The organism is Nocardioides marmotae, from assembly GCF_013177455.1.
In the GTDB taxonomy this organism is placed as follows: Bacteria; Actinomycetota; Actinomycetes; order Propionibacteriales; family Nocardioidaceae; genus Nocardioides; species Nocardioides marmotae.
On the sequence record NZ_CP053660.1, the window covers coordinates 2,992,608 to 3,016,870 of the forward strand.

At 73.4% G+C, this 24,263-nt stretch carries 23 protein-coding genes; 9 read left to right on the forward strand and 14 right to left on the reverse strand.

The window, feature by feature from the left end:
• Positions 1-18 precede the first annotated feature (18 nt).
• The 7 genes from HPC71_RS14275 to HPC71_RS14305 all read right to left on the reverse strand — a co-directional run bounded on the left by HPC71_RS14275 (position 19) and on the right by HPC71_RS14305 (position 7,209).
• Positions 19-1,287 carry a deoxyguanosinetriphosphate triphosphohydrolase gene (locus HPC71_RS14275; RefSeq protein ID WP_154616970.1) on the reverse strand — a complete coding sequence of 423 codons (1,269 nt, stop codon included), beginning with the start codon at positions 1,285-1,287 and terminating at the stop codon, positions 19-21.
• A 42-nt stretch (positions 1,288-1,329) separates the two neighbouring features.
• Positions 1,330-2,238 carry a VldE C-terminal domain-containing protein gene (locus HPC71_RS14280; RefSeq protein ID WP_154616971.1) on the reverse strand — a complete coding sequence of 303 codons (909 nt, stop codon included), beginning with the start codon at positions 2,236-2,238 and terminating at the stop codon, positions 1,330-1,332.
• 131 nt (positions 2,239-2,369) lie between these two features.
• Positions 2,370-3,515, reverse strand: a complete 1,146-nt coding sequence (dusB, locus tag HPC71_RS14285) for a tRNA dihydrouridine synthase DusB (RefSeq protein ID WP_412033873.1) — start codon at positions 3,513-3,515, stop codon at positions 2,370-2,372.
• Between the two features lie 89 nt (positions 3,516-3,604).
• Entirely contained in the window at positions 3,605-4,648 is a 1,044-nt protein-coding gene (locus tag HPC71_RS14290; RefSeq protein WP_154616973.1) for a hypothetical protein, read from the reverse strand.
• A gap of 32 nt (positions 4,649-4,680) precedes the next feature.
• The gene (locus tag HPC71_RS14295; protein ID WP_154616974.1) at positions 4,681-5,388 is read right to left on the reverse strand and encodes a hypothetical protein; all 708 of its coding nucleotides are present in this window, start codon (positions 5,386-5,388) and stop codon (positions 4,681-4,683) included.
• Between the two features lie 26 nt (positions 5,389-5,414).
• Positions 5,415-6,815 (reverse strand): glycine--tRNA ligase, encoded by a 1,401-nt coding sequence (locus tag HPC71_RS14300; protein WP_171896829.1) that lies wholly within the window; start codon positions 6,813-6,815, stop codon positions 5,415-5,417.
• A 73-nt stretch (positions 6,816-6,888) separates the two neighbouring features.
• Positions 6,889-7,209, reverse strand: coding sequence for an antibiotic biosynthesis monooxygenase family protein (locus HPC71_RS14305; protein ID WP_171896830.1), 321 nt, complete (start codon positions 7,207-7,209; stop codon positions 6,889-6,891).
• Positions 7,210-7,285: 76 nt separating this feature from the next.
• Between HPC71_RS14305 and HPC71_RS14310 the strand changes: the two genes are divergently transcribed.
• From HPC71_RS14310 to HPC71_RS14330, 5 genes are all read left to right on the forward strand, one after another.
• A complete protein-coding gene (locus HPC71_RS14310; protein WP_154616976.1) occupies positions 7,286-8,281 on the forward strand; it encodes a metal ABC transporter substrate-binding protein in 996 nt (331 codons plus the stop codon).
• Positions 8,278-9,081, forward strand: a complete 804-nt coding sequence (locus tag HPC71_RS14315) for a metal ABC transporter ATP-binding protein (RefSeq protein ID WP_154616977.1) — start codon at positions 8,278-8,280, stop codon at positions 9,079-9,081. Before HPC71_RS14310 ends, HPC71_RS14315 begins: the two co-directional genes overlap by 4 nt.
• Positions 9,078-10,082: a metal ABC transporter permease gene (locus HPC71_RS14320; RefSeq protein WP_257866257.1), complete on the forward strand. Its 1,005-nt coding sequence runs from the start codon at positions 9,078-9,080 to the stop codon at positions 10,080-10,082. Before HPC71_RS14315 ends, HPC71_RS14320 begins: the two co-directional genes overlap by 4 nt.
• 14 nt (positions 10,083-10,096) lie before the next feature.
• Positions 10,097-10,489: a Fur family transcriptional regulator gene (locus HPC71_RS14325; protein ID WP_154616978.1), complete on the forward strand. Its 393-nt coding sequence runs from the start codon at positions 10,097-10,099 to the stop codon at positions 10,487-10,489.
• 304 nt (positions 10,490-10,793) lie between these two features.
• Positions 10,794-12,062 carry an HNH endonuclease signature motif containing protein gene (locus HPC71_RS14330; protein WP_171896831.1) on the forward strand — a complete coding sequence of 423 codons (1,269 nt, stop codon included), beginning with the start codon at positions 10,794-10,796 and terminating at the stop codon, positions 12,060-12,062.
• Between the two features lie 437 nt (positions 12,063-12,499).
• Here the strand turns inward: HPC71_RS14330 and HPC71_RS14335 are convergent, their stop codons facing one another.
• From HPC71_RS14335 to leuA, 5 genes are read right to left on the reverse strand one after another with little or no spacing between them, the layout of a single operon-like run.
• Positions 12,500-14,086, reverse strand: coding sequence for a sensor histidine kinase (locus HPC71_RS14335; RefSeq protein ID WP_154616980.1), 1,587 nt, complete (start codon positions 14,084-14,086; stop codon positions 12,500-12,502).
• A gap of 59 nt (positions 14,087-14,145) precedes the next feature.
• Positions 14,146-14,913 carry an isoprenyl transferase gene (locus tag HPC71_RS14340; protein ID WP_171896832.1) on the reverse strand — a complete coding sequence of 256 codons (768 nt, stop codon included), beginning with the start codon at positions 14,911-14,913 and terminating at the stop codon, positions 14,146-14,148.
• Between the two features lie 22 nt (positions 14,914-14,935).
• Positions 14,936-15,664, reverse strand: a complete 729-nt coding sequence (gene recO / locus HPC71_RS14345; RefSeq protein ID WP_171896833.1) for a DNA repair protein RecO — start codon at positions 15,662-15,664, stop codon at positions 14,936-14,938.
• Positions 15,665-15,682: 18 nt separating this feature from the next.
• A complete protein-coding gene (locus HPC71_RS14350; RefSeq protein ID WP_154616981.1) occupies positions 15,683-16,540 on the reverse strand; it encodes an alpha/beta fold hydrolase in 858 nt (285 codons plus the stop codon).
• A gap of 60 nt (positions 16,541-16,600) precedes the next feature.
• Positions 16,601-18,352, reverse strand: a complete 1,752-nt coding sequence (gene leuA / locus HPC71_RS14355; RefSeq protein ID WP_154616982.1) for a 2-isopropylmalate synthase — start codon at positions 18,350-18,352, stop codon at positions 16,601-16,603.
• Positions 18,353-18,546: 194 nt separating this feature from the next.
• Here leuA and HPC71_RS14360 point away from each other — a divergent pair, with 194 nt between their 5' ends.
• Both HPC71_RS14360 and HPC71_RS14365 read left to right on the forward strand, forming a co-directional pair.
• Positions 18,547-19,032 carry a flavodoxin family protein gene (locus HPC71_RS14360; RefSeq protein WP_154616983.1) on the forward strand — a complete coding sequence of 162 codons (486 nt, stop codon included), beginning with the start codon at positions 18,547-18,549 and terminating at the stop codon, positions 19,030-19,032.
• Between the two features lie 164 nt (positions 19,033-19,196).
• The gene (locus tag HPC71_RS14365; RefSeq protein WP_154616984.1) at positions 19,197-19,487 is read left to right on the forward strand and encodes a hypothetical protein; all 291 of its coding nucleotides are present in this window, start codon (positions 19,197-19,199) and stop codon (positions 19,485-19,487) included.
• 84 nt (positions 19,488-19,571) lie between these two features.
• Here HPC71_RS14365 and HPC71_RS14370 read toward each other — a convergent pair whose 3' ends face one another.
• Positions 19,572-21,485, reverse strand: a complete 1,914-nt coding sequence (locus tag HPC71_RS14370) for a SpoIIE family protein phosphatase (RefSeq protein ID WP_171896834.1) — start codon at positions 21,483-21,485, stop codon at positions 19,572-19,574.
• Between the two features lie 142 nt (positions 21,486-21,627).
• Here HPC71_RS14370 and HPC71_RS14375 point away from each other — a divergent pair, with 142 nt between their 5' ends.
• Complete coding sequence (locus HPC71_RS14375; RefSeq protein ID WP_253943720.1) at positions 21,628-22,416, forward strand: septum formation family protein; 789 nt, start codon at positions 21,628-21,630, stop codon at positions 22,414-22,416.
• A complete protein-coding gene (locus tag HPC71_RS14380; protein ID WP_154616986.1) occupies positions 22,416-23,276 on the forward strand; it encodes a septum formation family protein in 861 nt (286 codons plus the stop codon). The genes HPC71_RS14375 and HPC71_RS14380 overlap by 1 nt, the downstream gene beginning before the upstream one ends.
• Here the strand turns inward: HPC71_RS14380 and era are convergent.
• Positions 23,273-24,256: a GTPase Era gene (gene era / locus HPC71_RS14385; protein WP_154616987.1), complete on the reverse strand. Its 984-nt coding sequence runs from the start codon at positions 24,254-24,256 to the stop codon at positions 23,273-23,275. The two genes, HPC71_RS14380 and era, sit on opposite strands and share 4 nt — an antisense overlap.
• Positions 24,257-24,263: the final 7 nt, after the last annotated feature.

The window sequence follows — 24,263 nt, forward strand, 5'->3', positions numbered from 1 at the left end:
GTAGGGATTGCGTCGGCGTCAGCGGCACAGCCGGGCGTGCCACTCCACCGCGCTCGCGTCGGTCAGCGAGGCGACCTGGTCGACGACGACCCGCAGCCGCGCGGCGTCGTCGGCCGCGGCGGCCCAGTCCTCGGCGAAGGGCCGCTGGAGCGCGTCCGGGCCCCGGTCGACCAACGTCCCCACCAGGTCGGCGACCAGCGCGCGCTGGCGCTCCATCAACGCCACCCGGTCCTCAGCCTGCATGACGTAGCGCGCCGCGATGCCCTTGAGCACCGCGATCTCCAGCCGGGTCGCCTCCGGGACGACCAGGTCGGCGCGGTAGCGGACGAACGGCCCCTCCCCCGCGGCGTACGTCGCGTGCTGCACCGCGCCGCAGAACCGGCCGATCAGGTCGCTGGTGAGGTTCTTCAGCGCCGCGAGCCCGCGGCGGCTGCCGTCGTAGGGCGTGGCCGGCCAGGACCCCTGCGTCCGCAGGCCGGTGAGCACCTCGTCGAGCACGTCGTCGGTCGCGTCGGGGACGTACCAGTCGCGGACCGTCTCCCAGACCGCGGCGGTGTCGAGGAGGGTCAGGTCGACCCGGCCGGCGACGATGCCGTCCTCGATGTCGTGGACGGAGTAGGCCACGTCGTCGGCGAGGTCCATCACCTGCGCCTCGAGGCACTGCCGCTCGCCGACCGCACCGACCCGCATCCAGTCGAAGACCGGCCGGTCGTCGTCGTAGACGCCGAACTTGCTGACCTCGCGCGGGGAGCCGTCGGCGTGCACGCCGTGCGGCGCCTCGGCCCGGGCGCGCGGCCAGGGGTACTTCGTGCAGGCGTCCAGCGTGGCCCGGGTGAGGTTGAGCCCCACCGAGGCGCCGTCCGGGCCGAAGGTCTTGGCCTCCAGCCGGGTCAGCAGCCGCAGCGTCTGGGCGTTGCCCTCGAAGCCGCCGCACGGGGCGCTGAGCTCGGCGAGCACCCGCTCGCCGTTGTGGCCGAACGGCGGGTGGCCGAGGTCGTGGGCCAGCGCGGCGGTCTCGGCGATGTCGGGCTGGCTGCCCAGCGCGCGGGAGAGGTCGCGCGCGACCTGGGCCACCTCGAGGCTGTGGGTCAGCCGGTTGCGGACGAAGTCGTCGGTCTGCGGGCCGACGACCTGGGTCTTCGCCGCCAGCCGCCGGGAGGCGGCCGCGTGCACCAGGCGGGCGCGGTCGCGCTCGAAGGCGGTGCGCTCGGGGGCGTCGACACGCTTGGGCGGCTCGGGGACGATCCGCTCCCGCGCGGCGGCGTCGTACAGCTCTTCGGTGCTCATGGCGGAGGCGAGCCTAGAGGGACCCGCCCCCGGCCCGAGCGCTCAGTACGTCGTGACGTGGACGTGGTCGTAGTGGTTGGCCGTGGTGGAGCCGCGGTCCTCCATCGCGCGCCAGCCCTCGCCGGCACGCTCGACCGACCAGATCTTCTGGGCGTAGATGAGGTAGGAGACACCGAGCGCGGCGTGGTTGGCGCGGACGAACTCCGCGACCTCCCAGCCGCGGTCGCCGCTGACCATGATGTCGACCGCGAGGCCCTGGGAGTGCTCCCCGTCGCCGCGGAAGGTGCCGTACGTCGAGATCTCGGGGAAGGCCGCGCAGACGGCCTCGTGCACCTTGACCACGTTGGGGCTCACGCCGGAGGCGACCGAGGTCCCGTTGGTGCAGGCGGCGCCGAGCTGCGGCTCGGTGGCCGCATCCTCCGAGCCGGCCTCGGTCTCGGCCTCCTCGGTCTCGGGCTTCTCGGCGACCAGGTAGCCCCGGCTCACCCAGCGCGCGGTGCCGTCGACGACGATCTCCTCGCGGCCGAAGAGGGTACGACCGGTGACCAGCACCTTCTCCAGGGCGTCGACCTGGCCGACGTTGTCGGCCGCCTCGCCCGGCGCGTCCCAGAGGTTCAGCGTGGTGGTGGTCCACTTCCGGGTGTCGGCCTGGGCGACCGCGCGGCGGACGGCGGGGGCGGCGGTGATCCGCTCGACCTTCGTGGGCTTGCGCTCGATCCGGTCCGAGGAGCGGGAGACGACCGGCTGGCGCTCGAACTGGGTGTCGATCGACGGGCTGGGGGTGCTCGCCTCACGTGCCGTCGCGGCCACCAGCTCGGCGGACGAGGGGGTCGCGGCGACACCGAGGGTGACGGCGCCGACGGTCGCGAGGAGCGCGACGGGTGCGGCCACGAGGGCGGCACGGGGCTTGCGGCGGGCATTGGCGTCCCGCTTGTGGCGGTGGTCTGCCACAGCGTTGATCCTTTGCAGTTGCTGGCATGGGACGGCCGGTCAGCTTCGTCGCTGGACCGGCGCGGTCCCACCGTGGCACACCTCCGCCGATCTCCGTGAAAGATCAACGGTAAAAACTGCTGTGCGTCGTCTCACCCACCGGTCGCGCTGTCGGCGTCCTCGGGAGCCACGCACCCCAGTCCGTCGGTCTCGTCGAGCCAGCCCTCGGGCAGCACGACCTTGCTCCGCGGGGAGCCCTGGCGACCGCGCGGCGCGCCCAGCTCCGAGGCGGGGAACGGCTCGTCGGGGTCGAGGTCGGCCAGCAGCGCGTCGAGCGCCGCGAGGCTGTCGACCAGGCCGAGCGAGCGCCGCATCTGGCCGCCCGCGGCGAAGCCCTTGAGGTACCACGAGACGTGCTTGCGGAACTCCTTGCAGCCCCGCTCCTCCCCCATGTGCTGGCACAGGAGCTCGGCGTGCCGGCGCATCATCGCCGCCACCTCGCCCAGCCGGGGCAGGGTCGCGACCTGCTCGCCGCCGAAGGCCGCCGCGAGGTCGCGGAAGAGCCACGGTCGGCCCAGGCAGCCGCGCCCGACGACGACGCCTGCGGCGCCGGTCTGCTCGACCATGCGCACCGCGTCGGCGGCCTCCCAGATGTCGCCGTTGCCGAGCACCGGGATGTCGACGGCGGCGACCAGCTCGCCGATGGCGTCCCAGTCGGCCTCACCGGAGTAGGCCTGCGCGACGGTGCGGCCGTGCAGCGCGATCGCCGCGACGCCCGTCTCCTGGGCGATCCGGCCGGCGTCGAGGTAGGTCAGGTGGTCCGCGTCGATGCCCTTGCGGGTCTTCATCGTGACCGGCACGTCGTACGGCGCCGCGGCCGCGACCGCGTGCTCGAGGATCCGGCCGAGGAGGCCGCGCTTCCAGGGCAGCGCCCCGCCGCCGCCCTTGCGGGTGACCTTGGGGACCGGGCAGCCGAAGTTGAGGTCGATGTGGGCGACGCCGTACTCCGCGCAGAGGATCTCCGCGGCCTTGCCGACGTAGACCGGGTCGGTGCCGTAGAGCTGGACCGAGCGGGTGGTCTCGAGCTCGTCGAAGACCAGCATGTCGCGGGTGTGCTGGTCGCCCTCGACCAGCCCGCGGCTGGTGATCATCTCGCAGACGTAGAGGCCGGCGCCCTGCTCGGCGCAGAGCCGGCGGTACGCCGCGTTGGTGATGCCCGCCATCGGCGCGAGCACCACGGGGGTCTCCACGCGCAGCGACCCGAGGGTCAGCGAGGTGGGCAAGGTCATGCCGGCCATTGTCCGGCGGCCCGGCGGGCCGACCCAAATCCGGCCAGATCCGACCCAGATCCGGCTCGGATCCGGCTCAGATCCGGCTCAGATCCGGCTCAGCGCAGGACGGTCCCCTGCACCGCGAAGCCCCACTCGCGGCGGTAGCGGCTGGCCCGGGCGCAGTCCGCGCCGCCCGCGGCCGCGTCGACCAGGCACCGGACGAGCACGTAGCCGCGGCCGGGCACCCCCGAGAGGTAGACGAGGCCGCCGCGGTCCTTCTCGAACCAGACCTGGTCGCCGACCTGGTGGGTCAGCCGCCGCGTCGCGAGCAGCCGGCCGTCGTCCACACGACGTACCTGCAGGTCCTCGTGGCGGGTGGTCGGGGTGGGGGCGACGCCGGCCACGAGGGTGCCGTCGGCGGAGATCGCGCTCGGCACGAACGCCGCGTCCCAGGCGGGGGTGGCCGGCGCGCGGAGCGAGGTCGGCCCGTAGCGCCCCTCGGCGGTCTCGACCATCGCGAGGTCGTGCTTCGGGGCCACGACCGCGCTGTGCACGTCGACGCAGGTCAGCGACTCCTCGGTGTCATCCACCGGCTCGGGCGGGACCCAGGTGCAGGTCCGCCCCGGCAGCGCGATCCGCACGCCGCCGCCGTCCCAGCGCAGCGCCGTGCCGACCTCGCCGGGAAGCCGCAGCCGGGCCACCACCTCGCCGAGGGCCTCACCGGTGAGGGACAGCACCACGCCGACCGCTCCGCCGTCGCGGTCCCTCGTCCACCGCAGCACGCGGTAGGGGTGGAAGGACTGCAGGAAGTACGTCCCGTTCTCCCGGTCCCAGGCCCGCGCGACCTCCCGCGCGCCGCCGCTGCCGCCGACGGCGTACAACCGCACCGAGGTCTGCCGCTGCTGGGCCACCAGCCACCCGAGGTTCGACGGCCCGACCAGCCGGAGGGAGTACGCCGGGTCCCGCGGCACCCCGATCCGCCGCTCCTTGCCGCTGCGCAGGTGGAGCAGCGCGGCGCCGCGCGGCTGGGCGAGCCGCTCGACCCACGCGAGGTCGGCGTCGGGGCCGCGCGCCAGGTCGTCGTCGGGGCCGGCGACCGCGGGAGCGGCCGGCAGGAGCAGGGCGAGGCCCACCAGGGCGAGCAGGACGGTCTTCCTCATGCCCGGTCCGACGCTCGCGGCGCCGGGAAGGTTCAGCCCTGCTTGCGGTTCTTCCCGCCCTTGCCCTTGCCCTTCTTGCCGTTGCCCGGCTTCTTCACCTTCTCGACCGGGCCGGTCCAGGTGATCGGGGCGAACTCCTGGGTCGGGCGGAAGCTCACCGCTGTCAGCTCGCCCTTGTCCGGGGCGAGGTAGACCAGGCAGACCTTCGTCTTCTTGCCGGGGCCGAACTTCTTGGGCAGCGGCGTGCTGGGGCAGGGGTCGAAGCGGCTCGCGAACGAGGAGGACTCGACCAGGGTGTTGCGGCCGTCGACGATGTAGAGCGGGACCCGGCGGCCGCCGAGGTTGGTCTCGCCCTCGTTGGCGACGGTGACGCGCACGAAGTAGGGGGTGGCCTTCTTGGTCGCGGCGTCGAGCTGCCAGCCGCGGAAGGACTCCTTGAAGGAGGTCTTCTCGATCCGGTCGACCCGGATCGAGAGCACGCCGACCTGGTCCTGCCGCGGCTCGTAGGCCACGGTCGCGGTCTCCCCCACCTCGAGCTCGCTGCCCTGCGGGGTCAGCTCGACGCCCTCGGGCACCGGGAGGTACGGCGTGGCGCTGGCCGACGCCGTGCCCGCGCTGCTCGTCGGCGACCCGCTGCCCTCCGCCGACGGGTCGTCGGAGTCGTCGGAGCAGGCGGTGAGCAGCAGGCTGCCGGCCAGGAGGCCGGCGAGCGCCGCGCGGGCGGGGCGGGACGGACGCATCCCTCGATTGTGCACGCCGGGGCTGGTCAGCACCCGACGAATCGCTGCGCGAACCAACCCGTGACCTGGTCCAGGCCGACGCGCTCCTGCTCCATGGTGTCGCGGGAGCGGACCGTGACGGCCTGGTCCTCGAGGGTGTCGAAGTCGACGGTGACGCAGTACGGCGTACCGATCTCGTCCTGGCGGCGGTAGCGGCGGCCGATGGCGCCGGAGTCGTCGAAGTCGACGTTCCAGCCCGCGGTGCGCAGCTCCATGGCCAGGTCCTTGGCCTTCGGGGAGAGGTCGGCGTTGCGGCTCAGCGGCAGCACCGCGACCTTGACCGGGGCCAGCCGCGGGTCGAGGCGCAGCACGGTGCGCTTGTCGACGCCGCCCTTGGTGTTGGGCGCCTCGTCCTCGGTGTAGGCGTCGACGAGGAAGGTCATCAGGCTGCGCGAGAGGCCGGCTGCCGGCTCGATGACGTAGGGCGTGTAGCGCTCGTTGTTGGCCTGGTCGAAGTAGGAGAGGTCCTGGCCGGAGTGCTGGGCGTGGGTGGAGAGGTCGAAGTCGGTGCGGTTCGCGATGCCCTCGAGCTCACCCCACTCCGAGCCGGTGAAGCCGAAGCGGTACTCGATGTCCACGGTGCGCTTGGAGTAGTGGCTGAGCTTCTCATTGGCGTGCTCGTAGTGGCGCAGGTTGTCGGGGTTGATCCCGAGGTCGGTGTACCACTGCGTGCGCTGGTCGATCCAGTACTGGTGCCACTCCTCGTCCTCGCCCGGCTTGACGAAGAACTCCATCTCCATCTGCTCGAACTCGCGGGTGCGGAAGATGAAGTTGCCCGGGGTGATCTCGTTGCGGAAGCTCTTGCCGATCTGGGCGATGCCGAACGGGGGCTTCTGGCGGCTGGAGGTCACCACGTTGGCGAAGTTCACGAAGATGCCCTGCGCGGTCTCGGGGCGCAGGTAGTGCAGGCCGGTCTCGTCCTCGGTGACGCCGAGGTAGGTCTTGAGCATCCCGGAGAACTGGCGGGGCTCGGTCCACGCGCCGCGGGTGCCGCAGTTGGTGCAGGCGACCTCCTTGAGGTCGACGGTGTCGGGGTCCTCGATGCCCTTCTTCTCCGCGTACGCCTCCTGGAGGTGGTCGTAGCGGAAGCGCTTGTGGCAGGACTGGCACTCGGTCAGCGGGTCGTTGAAGGTGTCGACGTGGCCGCTGGCCTCCCAGACCTGCCGCGGCAGGATGATGCTGGAGTCGAGGCCCACGACGTCCTCGCGCATGGTGACCATCGACTTCCACCACTGGCGCTTGATGTTCTCCTTCAGCTCCACGCCGAGCGGGCCGTAGTCCCACGCGGAGCGCGTGCCGCCGTAGATCTCGCCGCACGGGTAGACGAAACCTCGCCGCTTGGCGAGGGAGACGACGTGGTCGACGGTCGTTGCGGGCGGCTTGGCCACGGGGTGAACCTCTCAGGGGAACTGCTGGTGCAGGGTGTCTCGGATGGATCGGATGGCTCGGTCGAGCGAACGGTCAGCCTAGCGAGCGTGGCACCCCGGTGTTGAGCACGGCCCCCGGGTCCACCGGCTCGTAGGCGCTCGGCTCGTCGAGGGCGCGGCTGAGCACCGGCACGGCGTCCATCTTCACCTCGTACGACGACAGCGCGCGGCGGTAGGCGCCGATGTTCGCCCAGGTGGTGGTGAGCACCCACAGGGTCGGGTCGTCGACGTTGCGGCCGATCCGGCCGGCGACGTACCCCGGCCGCGCGGCGAGCGCCGCGTGCGCCCGCTCCAGGTCGGCGCGGAACCTCTCGCCGTCGTCCTCGGGCACGCGGAACCTGTTGACCACCAGCACGGGGGCGAGCCTAGTGAGCCAGGACCCCCGAGATACGATTTGACAACCATTCTCAATCGAACTGAGAATCATTCTCATGAGTTCCCGCCGTCTGCGTCGTCGCACCGCCCCCGCCGTCTGCGCCGTCGCCGCCCTCGCCCTGAGTGGCTGCGCCGCGTTGACCGGCGAGGAGGAGTCGGGCGGCTCCGCGGAGGGCTCGCGCACGATCGTGGCCGGGCTCTACCCGCTGGCCTACGTCGCCGAGCGGGTCGCGGGCGACGCCTTCGAGGTCGAGAACCTCACCTCCCCCGGCAGCGAGCCGCACGACCTCGAGCTCGGCCTGAGCGAGACCGCGGAGGTCAGCGACGCGGCGCTGCTGCTCTACCTCGACTCCCTCCAGCCGGCGGTCGACGCCGCCGCCGAGGAGAACGCCGGCGGCGAGGTGCTCGACGCCGCGTCCGTGGTCGACCTGCTCCCCTTCGAGGACGAGCACGACCACGCGGACGAGGGCGGGGACGAGCACGCCGGAGGCGACCACGCCGACCACGACCACGACCACGAGGGACACGACCACGGCGACCTCGACCCGCACTTCTGGCAGGACCCGGTGCGGATGGCCGACCTCGGCGACGCGGTGGCCGAGCGGCTCGCCGAGATCGATCCGGAGGAGGCCGAGACGTTCCGCGCCAACGCCGCGGACCTGCGCGCGGACCTCGAGGCGCTCGACGAGGAGTACGCCGCCGGGCTGGCCGACTGCGCGCGGAACACCGTGGTCACCAGCCACGACGCCTTCGGCTACCTGGAGAAGTACGGGCTGGACATGCACGCCATCGCCGGCATCTCCCCCGACGCCGAGCCGAGCCCGGCCGCGCTGGCCGAGCTCCAGGAGCTGATCCGCGAGGACGGCGTCACCACGGTCTTCTCCGAGTCGCTGGCGAGCCCCAAGACCGCCGAGGTTCTCGCCGACGACGCCGGGGTGCGCACCGCGGTGCTGGACACCGCCGAGGGGCTGACCGACGAGACCGCGGACGAGGACTACCTTTCGCTCATGCGTGCGAACCTCGCTGCCCTGCAGGAGGCGAACGGCTGTTGAGCACCTCCTCCCCGGGTGCCTCCGAGCCGGTCGTCGAGCTGCGCGACGGCGCGGTCGCGATCGCGGGCCGTCCGATCCTGCGCCACATCGACCTGAGCGTGCACGCGGGTGAGTTCGTGACGCTGCTGGGCCCCAACGGCTCGGGCAAGTCGACGCTCGTGCGCGCACTGGTCGGCCTCCGACCGCTCACGCACGGCTCGCTGCGGCTCTTCGGCACGCCCTTCGAGTCCTTCCGCGACTGGCACCGGCTCGGCTTCGTCCCGCAGCGCTCGAGCGCGGCCAGCGGCGTGCCGGCCTCGGTCGCCGAGGTCGTCGCCTCCGGGCGGCTGACCCGCCGCCGGCTGCTGCGGCCCGCCGGGCGGGCCGACAAGGCCGCGGTCGCCTCCGCGCTCGAGCTGGTCGGGCTCGCCGACCGGGCCCGCGACAGCGTCGCCACGCTGTCCGGCGGGCAGCAGCAGCGGGTGCTCATCGCCCGCGCGCTCGCCGGGGAGCCGGACCTGTTCTTCCTCGACGAGCCCACCGCCGGTGTCGACCTGCCGAACCAGCAGGCGCTCGCCGACGCCCTCGGCGCCCTGTCCCGCGGCGGCAGCACCGTCGTCCTGGTCACCCACGAGCTCGGCCCGCTCGAGCCGCTCGTCGACCGCACGGTCGTGCTCCGCGACGGACGGATCGTGTACGACGGCGCGCCGCTCCAGGTCGACGACGCGCACGGCCACCACCACCCCAGCCCCCGGCGTACCGACCACCACCCCGGCATGGTCGCGCCGCTCGACCGACCCGACGAGGAGGTGTCCTGGTGATCGACCTCCTGGGTCACCCGTTCATGCAGCGGGCGCTGATCGCGGCGTTCGTCACCGGGCTCGCCGCGCCGGTCATCGGCACCTACCTCGTCCAGCGGCGGCTCGCCCTGCTCGGCGACGGCCTCGGCCACGTCGCCGTCACCGGTGTCGCCCTCGGCCTGCTCACCGGCGTCGCCCCCACCTGGACCGCCGTGGTCGTCGCCGTGCTGGGCGCGGTGGCGATCGAGGTCATCCGCGAGCGCGGCAGCACCAGCGGGGACCTGGCGCTCGCGCTGCTCTTCTACGGCGGCCTCGCCGGCGGCGTGATGATCACCGGCCTGGCCGACCAGTCGGCCGCACGGCTCAACCAGTACCTCTTCGGCTCGATCACCTCGATCTCGGTCTCCGACATCTGGTTCACCCTCGGGCTCGCCGCGGTGATCCTGCTCGTCGGCGTCGGGCTGCTCCCCCAGCTGTTCACCGTCGCGCAGGACCAGGACTTCGCGCGCGTCGCCGGGCTCAACGTGCGGGCCTACAACCTGCTCGTCGCCGTCCTCGCCGCGGTCACCGTCACCATCGCGATGCGCACCGTCGGGCTGCTGCTGGTCTCGGCGATGATGATCGTGCCCGTCGCGGCCTCCCAGCAGCTGGCGCGGTCCTTCCGGGCGACGATCATCGGCGCGGTCGTCGTGGGCGCCGGTGCGGCCGTCGGTGGGCTGCTGCTCGCGGCGTACATCTCGGTGCGCCACGACGCCTCCGTCGCCCCCGGCCCGACCATCGTGCTGCTCGCCCTGGCCTGCTTCGTGGCGACCTGGCCGGTGGGCGCGTGGCTGCGGCACCGCGCCCGGCTGCGCGAGCCGTTCCCCGCCGGCGCGGTCGCCCCCGTCCCGGCCACCGACCACGACGACCACCACCACGGCCCGGCCTGCGGGCACCTCGCGGTTCCCCACGACGACCACGTCGACTACGTGCACGATGGGCACCGGCACGCCCCCCACGGCCAGCACTACGACGAGCACTGAGGGACGGAGCAGACATGATCGAGCAGACCCCGCTCCGCCCGACGCGGCAGCGGCTCGCGGTGGCCGAGGCCCTCGCCTCCGTCGATGACTTCCGCTCCGCCCAGGAGATCCACGACCTCCTCGGCCGCCGCGGGGAGCCGGTCGGCCTGGCCACCGTCTACCGCACCCTCCAGCGCCTCGCCGACGCCGGCGAGGTCGACCTGCTGCGCACCGAGGACGGCGAGGCCGTCTACCGCCGCTGCTCGGGCACCCACCACCACCACCTCGTCTGCCGCTCCTGCGGCGCGACGGTCGAGGTCGAGGGGCCCGCTGTCGAGCGCTGGACCCAGAGCATCGCCGGCGAGCACGGCTTCTCCGACGTCAGCCACACCCTCGAGATCTTCGGCACCTGCCCCGCCTGCCGCTGATCCGGCGTACGGCGTGCGGCGTGCGGCCTCGCTCGCTCGCGTCACGCTCGGGGCGGTCGGTTCATCAAGGTATGCAGGCCAACCGTCACTCCCCTCGGTGAGCTCGCACGGGGAAGTGATGCTTCGGCTACATACCTTGATGAAACATCCGCCGACCACGCCGCGGGCCGGTGAACCTACGTTGGGGCCTGCCATTCGCGGCCGACGAGACGGAGTGGAAACTGGGCGAATCCGCGTCTCGACATGCGGTCTGACCTGGGGAAACAGTGCTTTGACTGTCGGTGGTGAGTGCTTGAGTAGACCCATGGCCAAGGACTCGAGACACCACGCACACACCGTGTGCCGGGCTGTCGCGAAGTCCCGCCGCAAGACCCGTCAGGCGGCGACCGCGGAGCTGTGGTCGATGTCGGACGAGGACGTCGAAGCGACCCTCCTGGAGGCCGAGAAGCTCCGTGCGCAGGCCGACGCCCTCGCACTCCGCCTGGTCGCCGAGGCCGACCGGCGCCACGCCGGCGAACGGGCCGGCGCGACCGACACCGCCTCGTGGTGGGCCCATCGGACCAGGCAGGAGCGGCGGGTGGCCAAGGGCCGGGCCCAGCTCGCGGAGTCCTTGGACCGGCACGAGCCGACCTCGGCCGCGCTGGTCGAGGGCGCGATCTCGGTCGACCACGCCCGCGTCATCACCTCGTGTGTCGACCGGCTCCCCGACGACCTGGAGGACCCGACCGTCCCGGCGCGCGCCGAGCAGCACCTCCTGCACGAGGCTCAGCACCTCGACCCCAAGACGCTCGCGGTCCTCGCCAAGCACGTCCTCACCGTGGTCGCCCCCGAGATCGGGGAAGCACGCGACGCCGCCGCCCTCGAACGCGAGGAGCGTGAAGCCCGCGCGGGTGCGTGGCTGACCATGTGCCCGGACGGCAAGGGCTCGGTGCGAGGGAAGTTCTCCATCCCCGAGCTCCACGCCGCGATGCTCCACAAGACCCTGCTCGCGTACGCCGCACCCAAGCACCAGACCGCTACCCGCACCGAAGACCCCGACGCGGTCGAGCAGGTCGAGCGGCGGCCATCACCGGAACGGATGGGGGATGCGTTCTGCGAGCTCCTCGAACGACTTCCCGCCGACCAGCTCCCGAAGGTCGGCGGACTGAACGCGACCGTCGTGGTCACGATGCATCTCGACTCGCTGACGGGTGGGCTCGCACCTGGGGTGCTCGACGACGGCGGCGTCATCTCCGCCGCCACCGCCCGCCGACTCGCCTGCGAAGCGGGGCTGATCCCCGCGGTCCTCGGCTCGAAGTCAGAACTCCTCGACCTGGGCCGCAAGACCCGACTGTTCTCCGGCGCCCAGCGACGCGGGATCAACCTGACGCAACCGACCTGCACCGCCGAGGGGTGCGACTGGCCCGCGCACCTGTGCCACGCCCACCACGACCAGCCCTGGTCCCACGGCGGCAAGACGGATCTCGCCAACGCCCGGAACCTCTGCCCGAGGCACCACGCCCGCATCCACGACCCCGCCTTCGAGACCACCCACCTCCCCGACGGGCGGGTCGCCTTCCATCGGCGGACATAGACCGACCAGCCAGACCCTCCCCGCAGTCAGATCCCTCGACCACCGCAACCACAACGGTCGGCCCCCGCCCACCGCGAGCCGAGAAGCAGCCGCGCCCAGGTGCCTCGACCACGACGGCGCGCAACCACGTCCTTCTCAAAGTCCTTCTACACCGCACCACCGGCCACCCACGGACGCGCCTCAGCCATCGCCGCGGACCCCGAGGGAGCACAGGCGGTAGGCACCTCACCGGGCCTCGACACGCTCGCCAGGGCTCGCTGCTCGACCAGCGGGTGGCCGCCAGGGCTCGCTGCTCGACCAGCGGGTGGCCGCCAGGGCTCGCTGCTCGACCAACGGGTGCCGCCAGGGCTCGCTGCTCGACCAGCGGGTGGCCGCCAGGGCTCGCTGCTCGACCAGCGGATGGACGCCCCGACCAGCGGGTAGACGGGCCAGCAGGCTCAGCCGGTGACGGGGAGCCGGACGCGGAAGGTGCTGCCGATGCCGAGCTCGCTGTCGACCTCGATCCGGCCGCCGTGGGCCTCGACGATCCCCCGGGTGATGCTGAGGCCGAGGCCGACGCCCTGGATCGAGCGCTCCTCGGCCTCGCGCGACCGGAAGAACCGGGTGAAGAGCCGGTCCCGGTCGGCGGCCGAGATGCCGATGCCCTGGTCGGCGACGGTCAGCTCGACGCGGCCGTCGGCGAGGGCGAGGCCCACCCGGACGACGCTCCCGGTCGCGCTGTACTTCATGGCGTTCGTCAGCAGGTTGTCGACGACCTGCTCGATGCGCGGGCGGTCGAGCAGCGCCGGCAGCGTGTCGGGGGCGGTGACCTCCAGCCCGATCCCGGCGGCGCGGTAGGAGGGCCGGACCGCGTCGGCGCAGTCGCGCACCAGGGCGGCCAGGTCACCGGGCGAGCGGCTCATCCCGACGGGCCCCGCCTCGATCTGGGCGGTGTCGAGCAGGTCGGTGATCAGCCGCATCAGCCGGTTGGCGTTGCGGTCGACGACCTCGAGCTGCCGGGCGGCCCGCGGCGCCACGGCGTCGTCCTCGCGCAGCATCTGCACGTACCCGACGATCGAGGTCAGCGGCGTACGCAGCTCGTGGGAGACCGAGGCGACGAACTCGTCCTTGACCTCCATCGCGCGCATCAGCTCGGTGACGTCCTTGTAGGCCAGCGCCGCCCCGGTGAACCGGCCGGCCTCGTCACGCACCGACCGTGCGGAGACCGAGAGCGCGCGCTGGGTCAACGGGTCGTCGCCGACCCAGATCCGGCAGTCGTCGAACTCCTCCCCACGCGCCGCGCGGTACGTCGGCATCGACTCCTGCGGCAGCGGCGTCACCCGGTCCGCGTCGTACACCAGGCCCGGCTGGCCGGCGCGGCCCGCGTGCCCGTCGGGGTAGGCCAGGGTCATGAAGTCGGCGTGCCGGCGGTTGATCGCGACGTACGACCCGGCCTCGTCGAGCAGCACCAGGCCCACGTCGACGGTGTCGAGGGTGGCCTCGGAGACGCGGCGCTGGTGCTCGACCTGCTCCATGCCGCCGGCGACGGCCAGGGCGGCGATGGTCGTGATGACCGGGATGATCACCGAGCGGGTCAGGTTCATCCCCTCGACGCCGGCGTAGAGCAGGCCGGGCACGGTCACGAGCGCGAGCGTGGCGACGGCGGCCACGAGCGCGCCGCGGCGACCGTGCAGCCGGCCCAGCCAGAGCGCGGGCACGACGGCGAGCAGGCCGGCGCCACCGTTCGGCTCGAGCCGGGCCAGCCCGACCACCCCGATGTCGGCGACCAGGAGCGCCCCGACGGCGGCGACGGGCAGCCGCCCGCGGGCGAGGACGGTGGCGCAGAACAGGACGAGCACGAGGAGCACCGCGACGGTCGGCGGGGAGACCCCGGGGCGGACGCCGCCGGCGTACCGCAGCACCGCGTCCACGCAGGCGAGCAGCGTGAAGCCGGCCTGGATCGCCCGAGGGTCGGCGGTGGAGGCGAGCAGCACGCCACGCAGCGCGGTCGCCCACGACCGCCCGCTCCCCCCAACGTCAGGCACCCGGCCAGTGTGGGGCCGCCGAGCGCTCTCGGTGGGACTTTGGAGGCGACTCGTGCAGGTCAGCGCGCTCCGCCGTACCTCCGGTCACGGCGCGCGTACTCCTCGACCGCCGCCCACAGGTGCCGCCGGTCGACGTCGGGCCACAGCACGTCGGAGTAGACCAGCTCGGCGTAGGCGGCCTGCCAGAGCATGAAGTTCGAGAGCCGCTGCTCCCCCGACGTGCGCCAGACCAGGTCGGCGTCGGACTGCTCGGGGACGTAGAGGTGCTTGGCGAAGGTGCGCTCGTCCACCTTGCGCGGGTCCAGCCGGCCGGCGGCGACCTCCTCGGCGATGCGCCGCGCGGTGTCGGCGAGCTCGGCGCGCCCGCCGTAGTTGACGCACATCGTCAGCGTCAGCACGTCGTTGTCGCGGGTCAGCTCCTCGGCGACCTGCAGCTCGCGGATGACCGACTTCCACAGCCGCGGCGCGCGGCCGGCCCAGCGCACCCGCACGCCGAGCTCGTGCATCTCGTCGCGGCGGCGCCGGATGACGTCGCGGTTGAAGCCCATGAGGAAGCGCACCTCCTCGGGGCTGCGCGACCAGTTCTCGGTCGAGAACGCATAGGCGGAGATCGCCTTCACGCCGATCTCTATCGCGCCCTCGACGACGTCGAAGAGCGAGGACTCGCCCTCCTCGTGCCCCTTGGTGCGCGGCAGCCCGCGCTCCTTGGCCCACCGGCCGTTGCCGTCCATGACGACCGCGACGTGGCGCGGGACGAGCTCGGCGGGCAGCTCCGGGGGCCGGGCACCCGAGGGGTGCGGCGTGGGCGGGCGGACGGCGCGGTTCACGGCGGCGAGCCTAGAGGGGCGCTCAGCGCTCGACGTACTCGATGGAGCGCAGGGCGCGCTCCAGGTGCCAGTGCAGGTACGCCGCCACGAGCCCGCTCGCCTCCTTGAGGTGCCGCGGCTCGGCCGCCTCGACCGTGGGCCAGTCCCCCGCGAGCAGCGCGCCGAGGAGCACGAGCGTCTCGGCGGCGGGCGCGGCCGACCCCGGCACCCGGCAGGTCGCGCAGAGCACCCCGCCCATCGAGGAGTTGAACCAGCGGTGCGGCCCCTCCAGCCCGCAGCGCGCGCAGTGCTCGAACGACGGCGCGTAGCCGGCGACGGCGAGCGAGCGCAGCAGGTAGGAGTCGAGCACCTGGCTGGGCGTGCGCTGCCCGGACGCCATCGCGCGCAGCCCGCCGACGAGCAGCAGGAACTGCTGGAGCGAGGGCTCGCGCTCCTCCGCGGCCAGCCGCTCGGCGGTCTCGAGCATCACCGTGCCGGCGGTGTAGCGGTCGTAGTCGAGCGCGATCTCGGACTGGAACGGCGTCAGCGTCTCGGCCTGGGTGATCGTGTCGAGGTTGCGCCCTTCGGCCAGCTGCAGGTCCACGTGGGTGAACGGCTCGAGCCGCGACCCGAACCGCGAGGTGGTCCGTCGCACCCCCTTGGCGACCGCGCGGACCCGGCCGTGGTGGCGGGTCAGCAGGGTGATGATGCGGTCGGCCTCCCCCAGCTTGTGGGTGCGGAGCACGATCGCCTCGTCGCGGTAGAGAGGCACCCCTCCATTGTGCGCGACTCAGGCGCCGGTACGTCGCCGCCGCCCCGTCGTGCGCCAGCAGCCGAGCGCGAAGCCGACCGCCGCGCGGTCGAGGCGCTCGGGCGCGACCCGCCACTCGAGGATCGAGCGGGCCTGGACAAAGGTGGAGCGGGGCAGCTCCTCGGCCAGCATCGCCGCGTCGGCCGCGGGGTGGACCGGGTCAGCCGGGTGGCCGACCACCAGCGCGGGCACCGTGATCCGGCGGCGGTCCTTCGAGGACGGCGCGAGCCGGCCGAAGAGCAGCCCGTGCACCATCGCCGCGAGCGCGTCGGCCCGCTGGTCGAAGGAGTCCAGCGCGATCCCGGCCCAGAACGGGACGATCCCGCGGGGCACCGGTCGGGTCAGCCGCCGGGCGGCGGTGACGGTGAAGGGCAGGAACCGCGCGGCCAGGAGCACCGGGGCGAAGGTCAGGATCCCCGCCTCGACCGCGTTGTCGAGGACCGGCATCTCGCAGATCAGCCCGCGCACCCGCTCGGGGGCCAGCACCGCGGTCTCGAGCGCGACGTTGGCGCCGATCGAGGTGCCGCCGACGATCGCCTGGGCGGCGCCGAGGTGGTCGAGCAGCGCGAGCACCTGCTCGGCGAACGCGGCCACCGAGTAGACCAGCGGGTCCGCCGGCCGGTCGGACCGGCCGTGCCCGAGCAGGTCGAGGGTGACGACGTGCAGCCCCTCGGCGGCCAGCCGGCGGGCCAGCGGCGCGTGCATGCGGCGGCCCATGAACTGGCCGTGGACCAGCACCACCCACGCGTCCCCGGCGCCGTACTCGGTGAACTCCAGGCGGTCGCGGCCGCTGTCGCCCTCCACGAAGAACTGCCCGATCCGCTCGGAAACCAGCATGCGGGGCACAGTAGTGCAGGACGATCGCGCGGTGACCCGATCGCCTGACGTCCGCGCCGGTCAGGCGCGGTTGACGGCGCTGGTGACGGCCTTGAGCGAGGCGGTGACGATGTTCGGGTCGACGCCGACGCCCCAGAGGACCTGGTCGCCGACCGCGCACTCGACGTACGCCGCGGCGTAGGCGTCGCCGCCGGCCGACAGCGCGTGCTCGGCGTAGTCGAGCACCCCGATGTCCCAGCCGCGCTCGGCGGCGACCTCGAGGCTGTTGATCGCGTCGACGAACGCCGCGATCGGGCCGTTGCCGGAGCCCTCGAGCGTGCGCAGCTCGCCGTCGACGTACACGTTGACGGTCAGCTGGTCCTTCTCGCCCGCGGCCGAGGAGGTGTGCACGGAGTTCAGCTTCAGCGGCGCCTCGCGGTCGAGGTACTCGGCGCGGAACATCGCCCAGATCTCGTCCGGGACGACCTCGCCGCCCTCGGCGTCGGTGTGCTGCTGGACGACCCGGCTGAACTCGATCTGCGCGCGGCGCGGCAGGTCCAGCTTGTGCTCGACCTTGAGGACGTAGGCGACGCCGCCCTTGCCGGACTGGCTGTTGACCCGGATCACGGCCTCGTAGCTGCGGCCGACGTCCTGCGGGTCGATCGGCAGGTACGGCACGGCCCACTCGTGCTCGGAGACAGGTACGCCGGCGGCGGCCGCGTCGCGCTCGAGGGCCTCGAAGCCCTTCTTGATCGCGTCCTGGTGGGAGCCCGAGAACGCGGTGTAGACCAGGTCGCCGCCGTAGGGGTGGCGCTCGGCGACGGGCAGCTGGTTGCAGTACTCGACCGTGCGCCGGACCTCGTCGATGTCGGAGAAGTCGATCTCGGGGTCGATGCCCTGGGTGAACAGGTTCAGCCCCAGCGTGACCAGGCAGACGTTGCCGGTGCGCTCGCCGTTGCCGAACAGGCAGCCCTCGATCCGGTCCGCGCCGGCCAGGTAGCCCAGCTCGGCCGCGGCGACCGCGGTGCCGCGGTCGTTGTGCGGGTGCAGGGACAGCACGACGTGCTCGCGGTGGTTGAGGTTCCGGCTCATCCACTCGATGGAGTCGGCGTACACGTTCGGGGTCGCCATCTCGACGGTGGCGGGCAGGTTGATGATGACCGGGCGCTCGGCCGTCGGCTCGAAGACCTCCAGCACGGAGTTGCAGACGCGGGCCGCGAACTCCAGCTCGGTGCCGGTGTAGGACTCCGGGGAGTACTCGTAGAAGACGGTCGTCTCCGGGATCCGCTCCTCGAACTTGCGGCAGATCCGCGCGCCCCGGACCGCGATGTCCTCGATGCCGTCCATGTCCAGCCCGAACACCACGCGCCGCTGCAGCGTGCTGGTGGAGTTGTAGAGGTGGACGATCGCCTGCTTGGCGCCGCGCAGCGACTCATAGGTGCGCTCGATCAGCTCCTCGCGGGCCTGGGTCAGCACCTGGATGACGACGTCGTCGGGGATCAGGTCGTCCTCGATGAGCATGCGCACGAAGTCGAAGTCGGTCTGGCTCGCGGCCGGGAACCCGACCTCGATCTCCTTGTAGCCCATGTCGACCAGGAGCTGGAACATCTTCTTCTTCCGCGCCGGCGACATCGGGTCGATGAGCGCCTGGTTGCCGTCGCGCAGGTCGACCGCGCACCAGCGCGGCGCCTGGGTCATCTCCGCGCTCGGCCAGGTGCGGTCCTCGAGACGGACCGGGATGAACGGGACGTAGCGCTCGAACGGCATGCCGCTGGGCTGCTGCGGGTTCTGCTGCCGGGCCGGGACGTGCGGCTGGGCGTCGTGCTTGGTCATGGGGTTCCTCGGCTGTCTGCTGGGTGGGCGGGTGTGCCCAGGTGGGCGCCGGCCGCGCGAGCACTCCGCAGCGAGGGGTCCGGCTGGGCTCAGACCTCGCTGCGGCAGCGAAGGAGGAGGTGCTGACGCATCATGACCCCGCCACTCTAACCCACCCCCGTCGCCGCCGACCGCGGGGTTCCTACCCTCGGAGCATGCCCCGACTGCTCGTCGTCCACCACGTCCCCACCCCGACCGTCGGCGTCCTGGCCGACGCGGCGCTCGCCGGCGCCCGCGACGACGCGATCGAGGGCGTCGAGGTGGTCGTCCGGCCGGCCCTCGAGGCGACGGCCGAGGACGTGCTCGCCGCCGACGGCTTCCTGCTCGGGACGCCGGCGAACTTCGGCTACATGTCCGGGGCACTGAAGCACTTCTTCGACTCGATCTTCCTCCAGGCCGGGGGCGCGCTCGCTGACGACGGCAGCGCGGGGGCCGGCTCCGGCGAGCGGCGGCCGTTCGGGCTGTGGGTGCACGGTCGCTACGACACGACCGGCGCCGTGCGCTCGGTCCTCTCGATCGTCGGCGCGCTCCCCTGGCGCCAGGCCGCGGAGGTGCTCGAGGTGGTCGGCGACGTCGGCGAGCCCGAGCGGGAGGCGGCGTACGAGCTCGGCGGGACGATCGCCGCGCTCCTCGCCGACTGACCGCTCGCCGCCCCCCTGCCGATTCCCACACACCTGTTCACCCGTCTGGGGGTGGTCGCCCGTTCCGAGGCCCGGGCAAGGGAGGTGTGCGCTCGTCACGAGCGAGTCCCCGCACGCCGCCGGGCCGTCCCACGGACGCCCCGCGGCCCACCAGAAGGAGCCACATGGCCACGCACACCAGCACGCCCACCACCGACCGGGACTACGCGGCCCCGCGCCGCATCAGCACCGAGACCAAGGCGTCGTTCAAGACCACCGAGCTGATCGCCTACCTCGCCGCCGTCGTCGGCGTCCTCCTCGCCTCGGCGATCGTGGACGCCTCGGACTTCGGCGCCCAGGAGGCGTGGTTCTACGTCACCCTGCTGACGATCGGCTACCTGGTCAGCCGCGGCCTGGCGAAGTCCGGCAGCCGTGACTTCTACGACGACGACCGCGGTGCGGGGACGCACCGCTGATCCGCACGTCCACGACGACACCGGCCCCCGACGCGATCGTCGGGGGCCGGTGTCGTTCGCGTCCAGGTGCCGGGGTCGGGCGGGTCAGCTCGTCGCGTACGGGAGCCGGACCATCTCCAGCACGTGCTGGGCCGGGGAGCCGAGCGGCGCGACGAGGTGCACGACGCCGAGGCCGAACCCGTTGGCCGGGGCCATCGCCTCGTAGAGCACCTGCACGCCGGCGCTGGCCAGCAGGGTCACCGCGCTCATGTCGATGACCAGGTCCGAGGTGCCGCCGTACGACGCGTGCGCGATGCGGCGGCGCAGCTCGTCGGTCCCCCGGTGGTCGACGGTGCCGCCGAGCAGCAGCAGCCCGGGGCGCTCCTCGATGGTCAGCGGCGCGCGGCTGGAGGCGTCCGCCCCGGAGGCGGTGAGCATGCCGACCGACCGCGTGGGCCGCAGCCGGAGGCGGGCGGTCGTGCCCTCCTCGCCGTGGTGGAGCTCGAACTCGTCGGTGAAGCCGCGGGCCATGGCCAGGCCGCGGCCGCGGGTGCCGGGCGCGCCGGGGGCGCGCCAGGAGCCGGTGTCGCGGACGGTGACCTCGACGACCCCCTCGTCGTCGAGGTGGGCGGTGACCTCGACGACCGCCTCGGAACGGCGGGTGGCGGCGGAGTAGGCGTGCTCGCAGGCGTTGGTGACCACCTCGCCGACGGCGTGCTGCAGCGCGACCTCGTCGAGCGGGCCGACCTGGAGCTCGTCGAGCCACTCGGCGAGCTCGACGCGCACCACGCGCGGGGTGTCGGGCATCGCGGGGTAGCTGAGCTCGAGGTCGGGCATCGGCTCGACGAGCTCGGCGGCGAGGACGGTGATGTCGTCCGCGACGCCGGTCGAGCCGGCCAGCCGCTCGATCGACTCGCGGCAGATCCGCTCGGGCAGCCGCTCCTCGATCCGCTCGAGGTCGGGCCCGGCGAGGACGGCCTCGCGGACCACCTCGGAGAGGTCGACGGTGCACTGGGCGACGGTGCGGCCGGGGCGCTCGACGATGCCGTCGCTGTACATCACCAGCACGTCGCCCTCCTCGAGCTGGTGCTCGGCGAGCTCGAAGGGCAGCCCGGAGGCCAGCGGCCCGGCGCCCGAGGCCGGCAGGAAGGTGGTCTCGCCGGCGGGGTTGACCACCATCGGCGGCGGGTGGCCCGCGGTGCAGTAGACGAGCTCACCGGTGCGGGGGTCCAGCACGGCGGCGCAGACGGTCGCGGCGCGCGCGGGCGGGACCCGCCGGGCCCGGGAGTCGAGGAGCTCGAGGGCGGCCTCGATGTCGCCGTCGAGGCGGGCGCGCTCCTCGAAGAGCGCACGCAGCTCGCCCATCGCGACCGAGGCGCGGACGCCGTGACCGACGACGTCGCCGACGGCGAGGACCAGGCGGCCGTCCTCGAGCGTGACCGCGTCGAACCAGTCACCGCCGGCCACCACGCCCTCGTCGGCGAGGAGGTAGCGCGCGGCCACGCGCACCCCGCGCGGGATCGGCACGCCGCCGGGCAGCAGGGCGTCCTGGAGGGCGACCAGGGTCTGGTCCGTGGCGCCGGGGGCGGCGGCGGGCGACGGCACGGTGGCGGCCGGGGCGGGCGGCGCGGCGGTCTCGGCGCCGCGGCTCGGCAGCGCCTGCGCCACCACGCCGCGGGGCGTGCCGTCCGGGCCGTGCCACGGGGCGAGCGCGATGCTCAGGCGGCCACGGCCGTCCGAGCCCCACTGGCCGGTGCGGTCGGCGCCGGTCCGGCCGACCTCCCTGACCAGGGCCAGGAGCTCGGCCACCGGGCCGGTCACCGCGCCGGAGCGCAGCGCCGCGACGGCGTCCTCGCCCAGCAGGTCGCGGCCGGCGCGGTTGAGCTCGGCCAGGCGCAGGTCAGGGCCCTCGAAGAGGGCGAGCAGGCCCGGCGCCTGGTCGAAGAACGACGTGCGGCCGATGCCGTCGTCGTAGGACCCTCCGTCCATGCCGTCCCTTCGTTGGTGCTGCTCGCTCATGGCTCCCCTGTGCCCAATTACCGACCGTCGTCACCCTGGGTGGGCGAGCGCAATCCTCACAGGCGCAGGGCGCCCGCCCGAGGCCGGCTCCGGGGATTCGGCCACGCCCGGTCCGGCGCCGTCGGCAGGTACCATCCGGACCGTGCGCCTGCTCTCCTCGTTGGTCCTCGTGGTGGCCGTCCTGGCCGGCTGCGGCGCCGACCAGGGCGGCGACGCCGACCCCGGACAGGTCGACGCCGTGGAGGTGCCCGAGCTCGGCGCCTGCCGGGTGCTGACGCCCGAGGACGTCGCTCGTGCCTCGAACGCCACCCGCACGGTCGACTGCACCGAGCGGCACACCGCCCAGACCTACGCCGTCGGCGACCTGCCCGAGGAGCTGCACGACGCGTCGTACGACGACGAGGAGCTCGGGGCGTTCGCCTACGAGACCTGCTCCCAGCGGTTCCAGGAGCTGCTCGGCGCCGACGAGAGCCTGGTCATGCGCACGATCGTCAGCTGGGCCTGGTTCCGTCCCTCGGAGAAGGCCTGGGAGGACGGCGCCCGCTGGTACCGCTGCGACGTGGTCGGCGGCGGCGAGCAGTCCGAGGAGTACGTCGCGCTGCCGGAGACCGCCGAGGGCCTGCTCCTCGGGCGCCCGCAGGACCGGTGGATGGTCTGCGCGCTCGGCCCGTCGGTCGCCGAGGGCGAGAAGGTGCCCTGCTCCCAGCCGCACGACTGGCGCGCGGTGACCACCATCAAGCTCGGCGACAAGTCCGACGAGTACCCCGGCGACCGCGTCGCCGAGGTCACCACCCGCGACTTCTGCTCCGACTCCGTCGGCGCCTGGCTGGGCTACCCCGTCGAGTACGACTTCGGCTACACCTGGTTCCACGAGGCCGAGTGGGAGGCGGGCAACCGCCGCTCGGTGTGCTGGGCGCGGACCCCGGACTGATGCGCCGCGGCACCGCCCTGGCCGCGCCCCTGCTGGCGGCGCTGCTGCTGGCCGGTTGCACGTCCTCCTCCGAGGAGGAGCCCGACGCTCCGGCCTCCGGGTCCTCGACCTCCGCCTCCCCCGACGCCGCCTCCCCCGACACCGAGGCGCCCGCCCCGTCGGCGGCCGCGCCCCGCGAGCCGGAAGACCGCGCCTGCTACCGGATGAGCTTCGAGGAGGCCGTCGCCCCGACGACCGACACCGCCCCGGTGCGGTGCCGGTCGCGGCACACCTCGCAGACGTACGCCGTCGGCCGGCTCGACGCCGTCGTCGGCGGCCACCTCCTGGCCGTCGACTCCGAGCGGGTCCAGCAGCAGGTCGCCGCCGAGTGCCCGCGGCGGCTGCAGACGTTCCTCGGCGGCGACCGCGCGGCGCTGCGGCTGAGCATGCTGCGGTCGGTGTGGTTCACCCCGACCGTCGAGGAGTCCGACGAGGGGGCCGACTGGTACCGCTGCGACGTCGTCGCGCTCGCCGGCCCCGAGCGGCTCGCCCCGCTGACCGGCCGCCTCGCCGGCGTGCTCGACCGGCCGGCGGCCGCGGCCCGGTGGGCGATGTGCGGCACGGCCGGCCCCGACTCCCCCGACTTCCGGCGGGTGCCGTGCTCGGCGCGGCACACCTGGCGCGCGGTCTCGGTCGTCGACCTCGGCGGCGGGAAGTACCCCGGCCCCCAGGCGGCCCGCGCCGCCGGCCAGGGGCCCTGCGAGGACGCCGGGCGCGCCGCCGCGGAGGACCCGCTCAGCTTCACGTGGGGCTATGAGTGGCCCACCAAGCAGCAGTGGTCGACCGGGATGACCTTCGGCCGCTGCTGGGCCCCGGACTAGAACCCGAGCTTGCGCAGCTGGCGGGGGTCGCGCTGCCAGTCCTTGGCGATCTTCACGTGCAGGTCGAGGTAGACCGGCGTGCCGAGCAGCGCCTCGATCTGCTTGCGGGAGTCGGTGCCGATCTTGCGCAGCCGGCTGCCCTTGTGGCCGATGATGATGCCCTTCTGGGAGTCGCGCTCGACGTAGACGTTGGCGTGGATGTCGAGCAGCGGCTTGTCCTCGGGGCGGTCCTCGCGCAGGTTCATCTCCTCCACGACCACCGCGATCGAGTGCGGCAGCTCGTCGCGCACGTCCTCGAGCGCCGCCTCGCGGATGAGCTCGGCGACCAGGATCTCCTCCGGGGCGTCGCTGAGGTCGCCGTCGGGGTAGAGCTGCGGGCCCTCCGGGAGCAGCCCGATGAGCAGGTCGGCGAGGAGCCCGACCTGGTCGCCGGCCGTCGCGGAGACCGGGACGATCTCGGCCCACTCCACGCCGGTCTCGGCGCCGAGCGCGGCGATGTCGAGCAGGTGCTGGCCGACCTGCTCGGGGGTGGCGAGGTCGGTCTTGGTGGCGATGGCGACCTTGGTGGTGCGCTTGACCTTGGCCATCTCCTTGACGATGAACCGGTCGCCGGGGCCGACCTTCTCGTTCGCCGGGAAGCACGCGGCGACCACGTCGACCTCGGCCAGGGTCGTCTTGACCAGGTCGTTGAGCCGCTCGCCGAGGAGGGTCCGGGGCCGGTGCAGGCCGGGGGTGTCGACCAGCACGAGCTGGGCGTCGGGCCGGTGCACGATGCCGCGCACGACGGTCCGCGTGGTCTGCGGCTTGGAGCTGGTGATGACGACCTTCGCGCCGACCAGCGCGTTGGTCAGCGTCGACTTGCCGGCGTTGGGCCGGCCGACGAACGAGGCGAAGCCGCTCCGGTGCGCGGGGCGCTCGGTGCTCTCGGTGCTCTCGGTGCTCTCGGTGCTCTCGGGGCTCGGGGTGGTGGACTCGCTCATGTCAGGC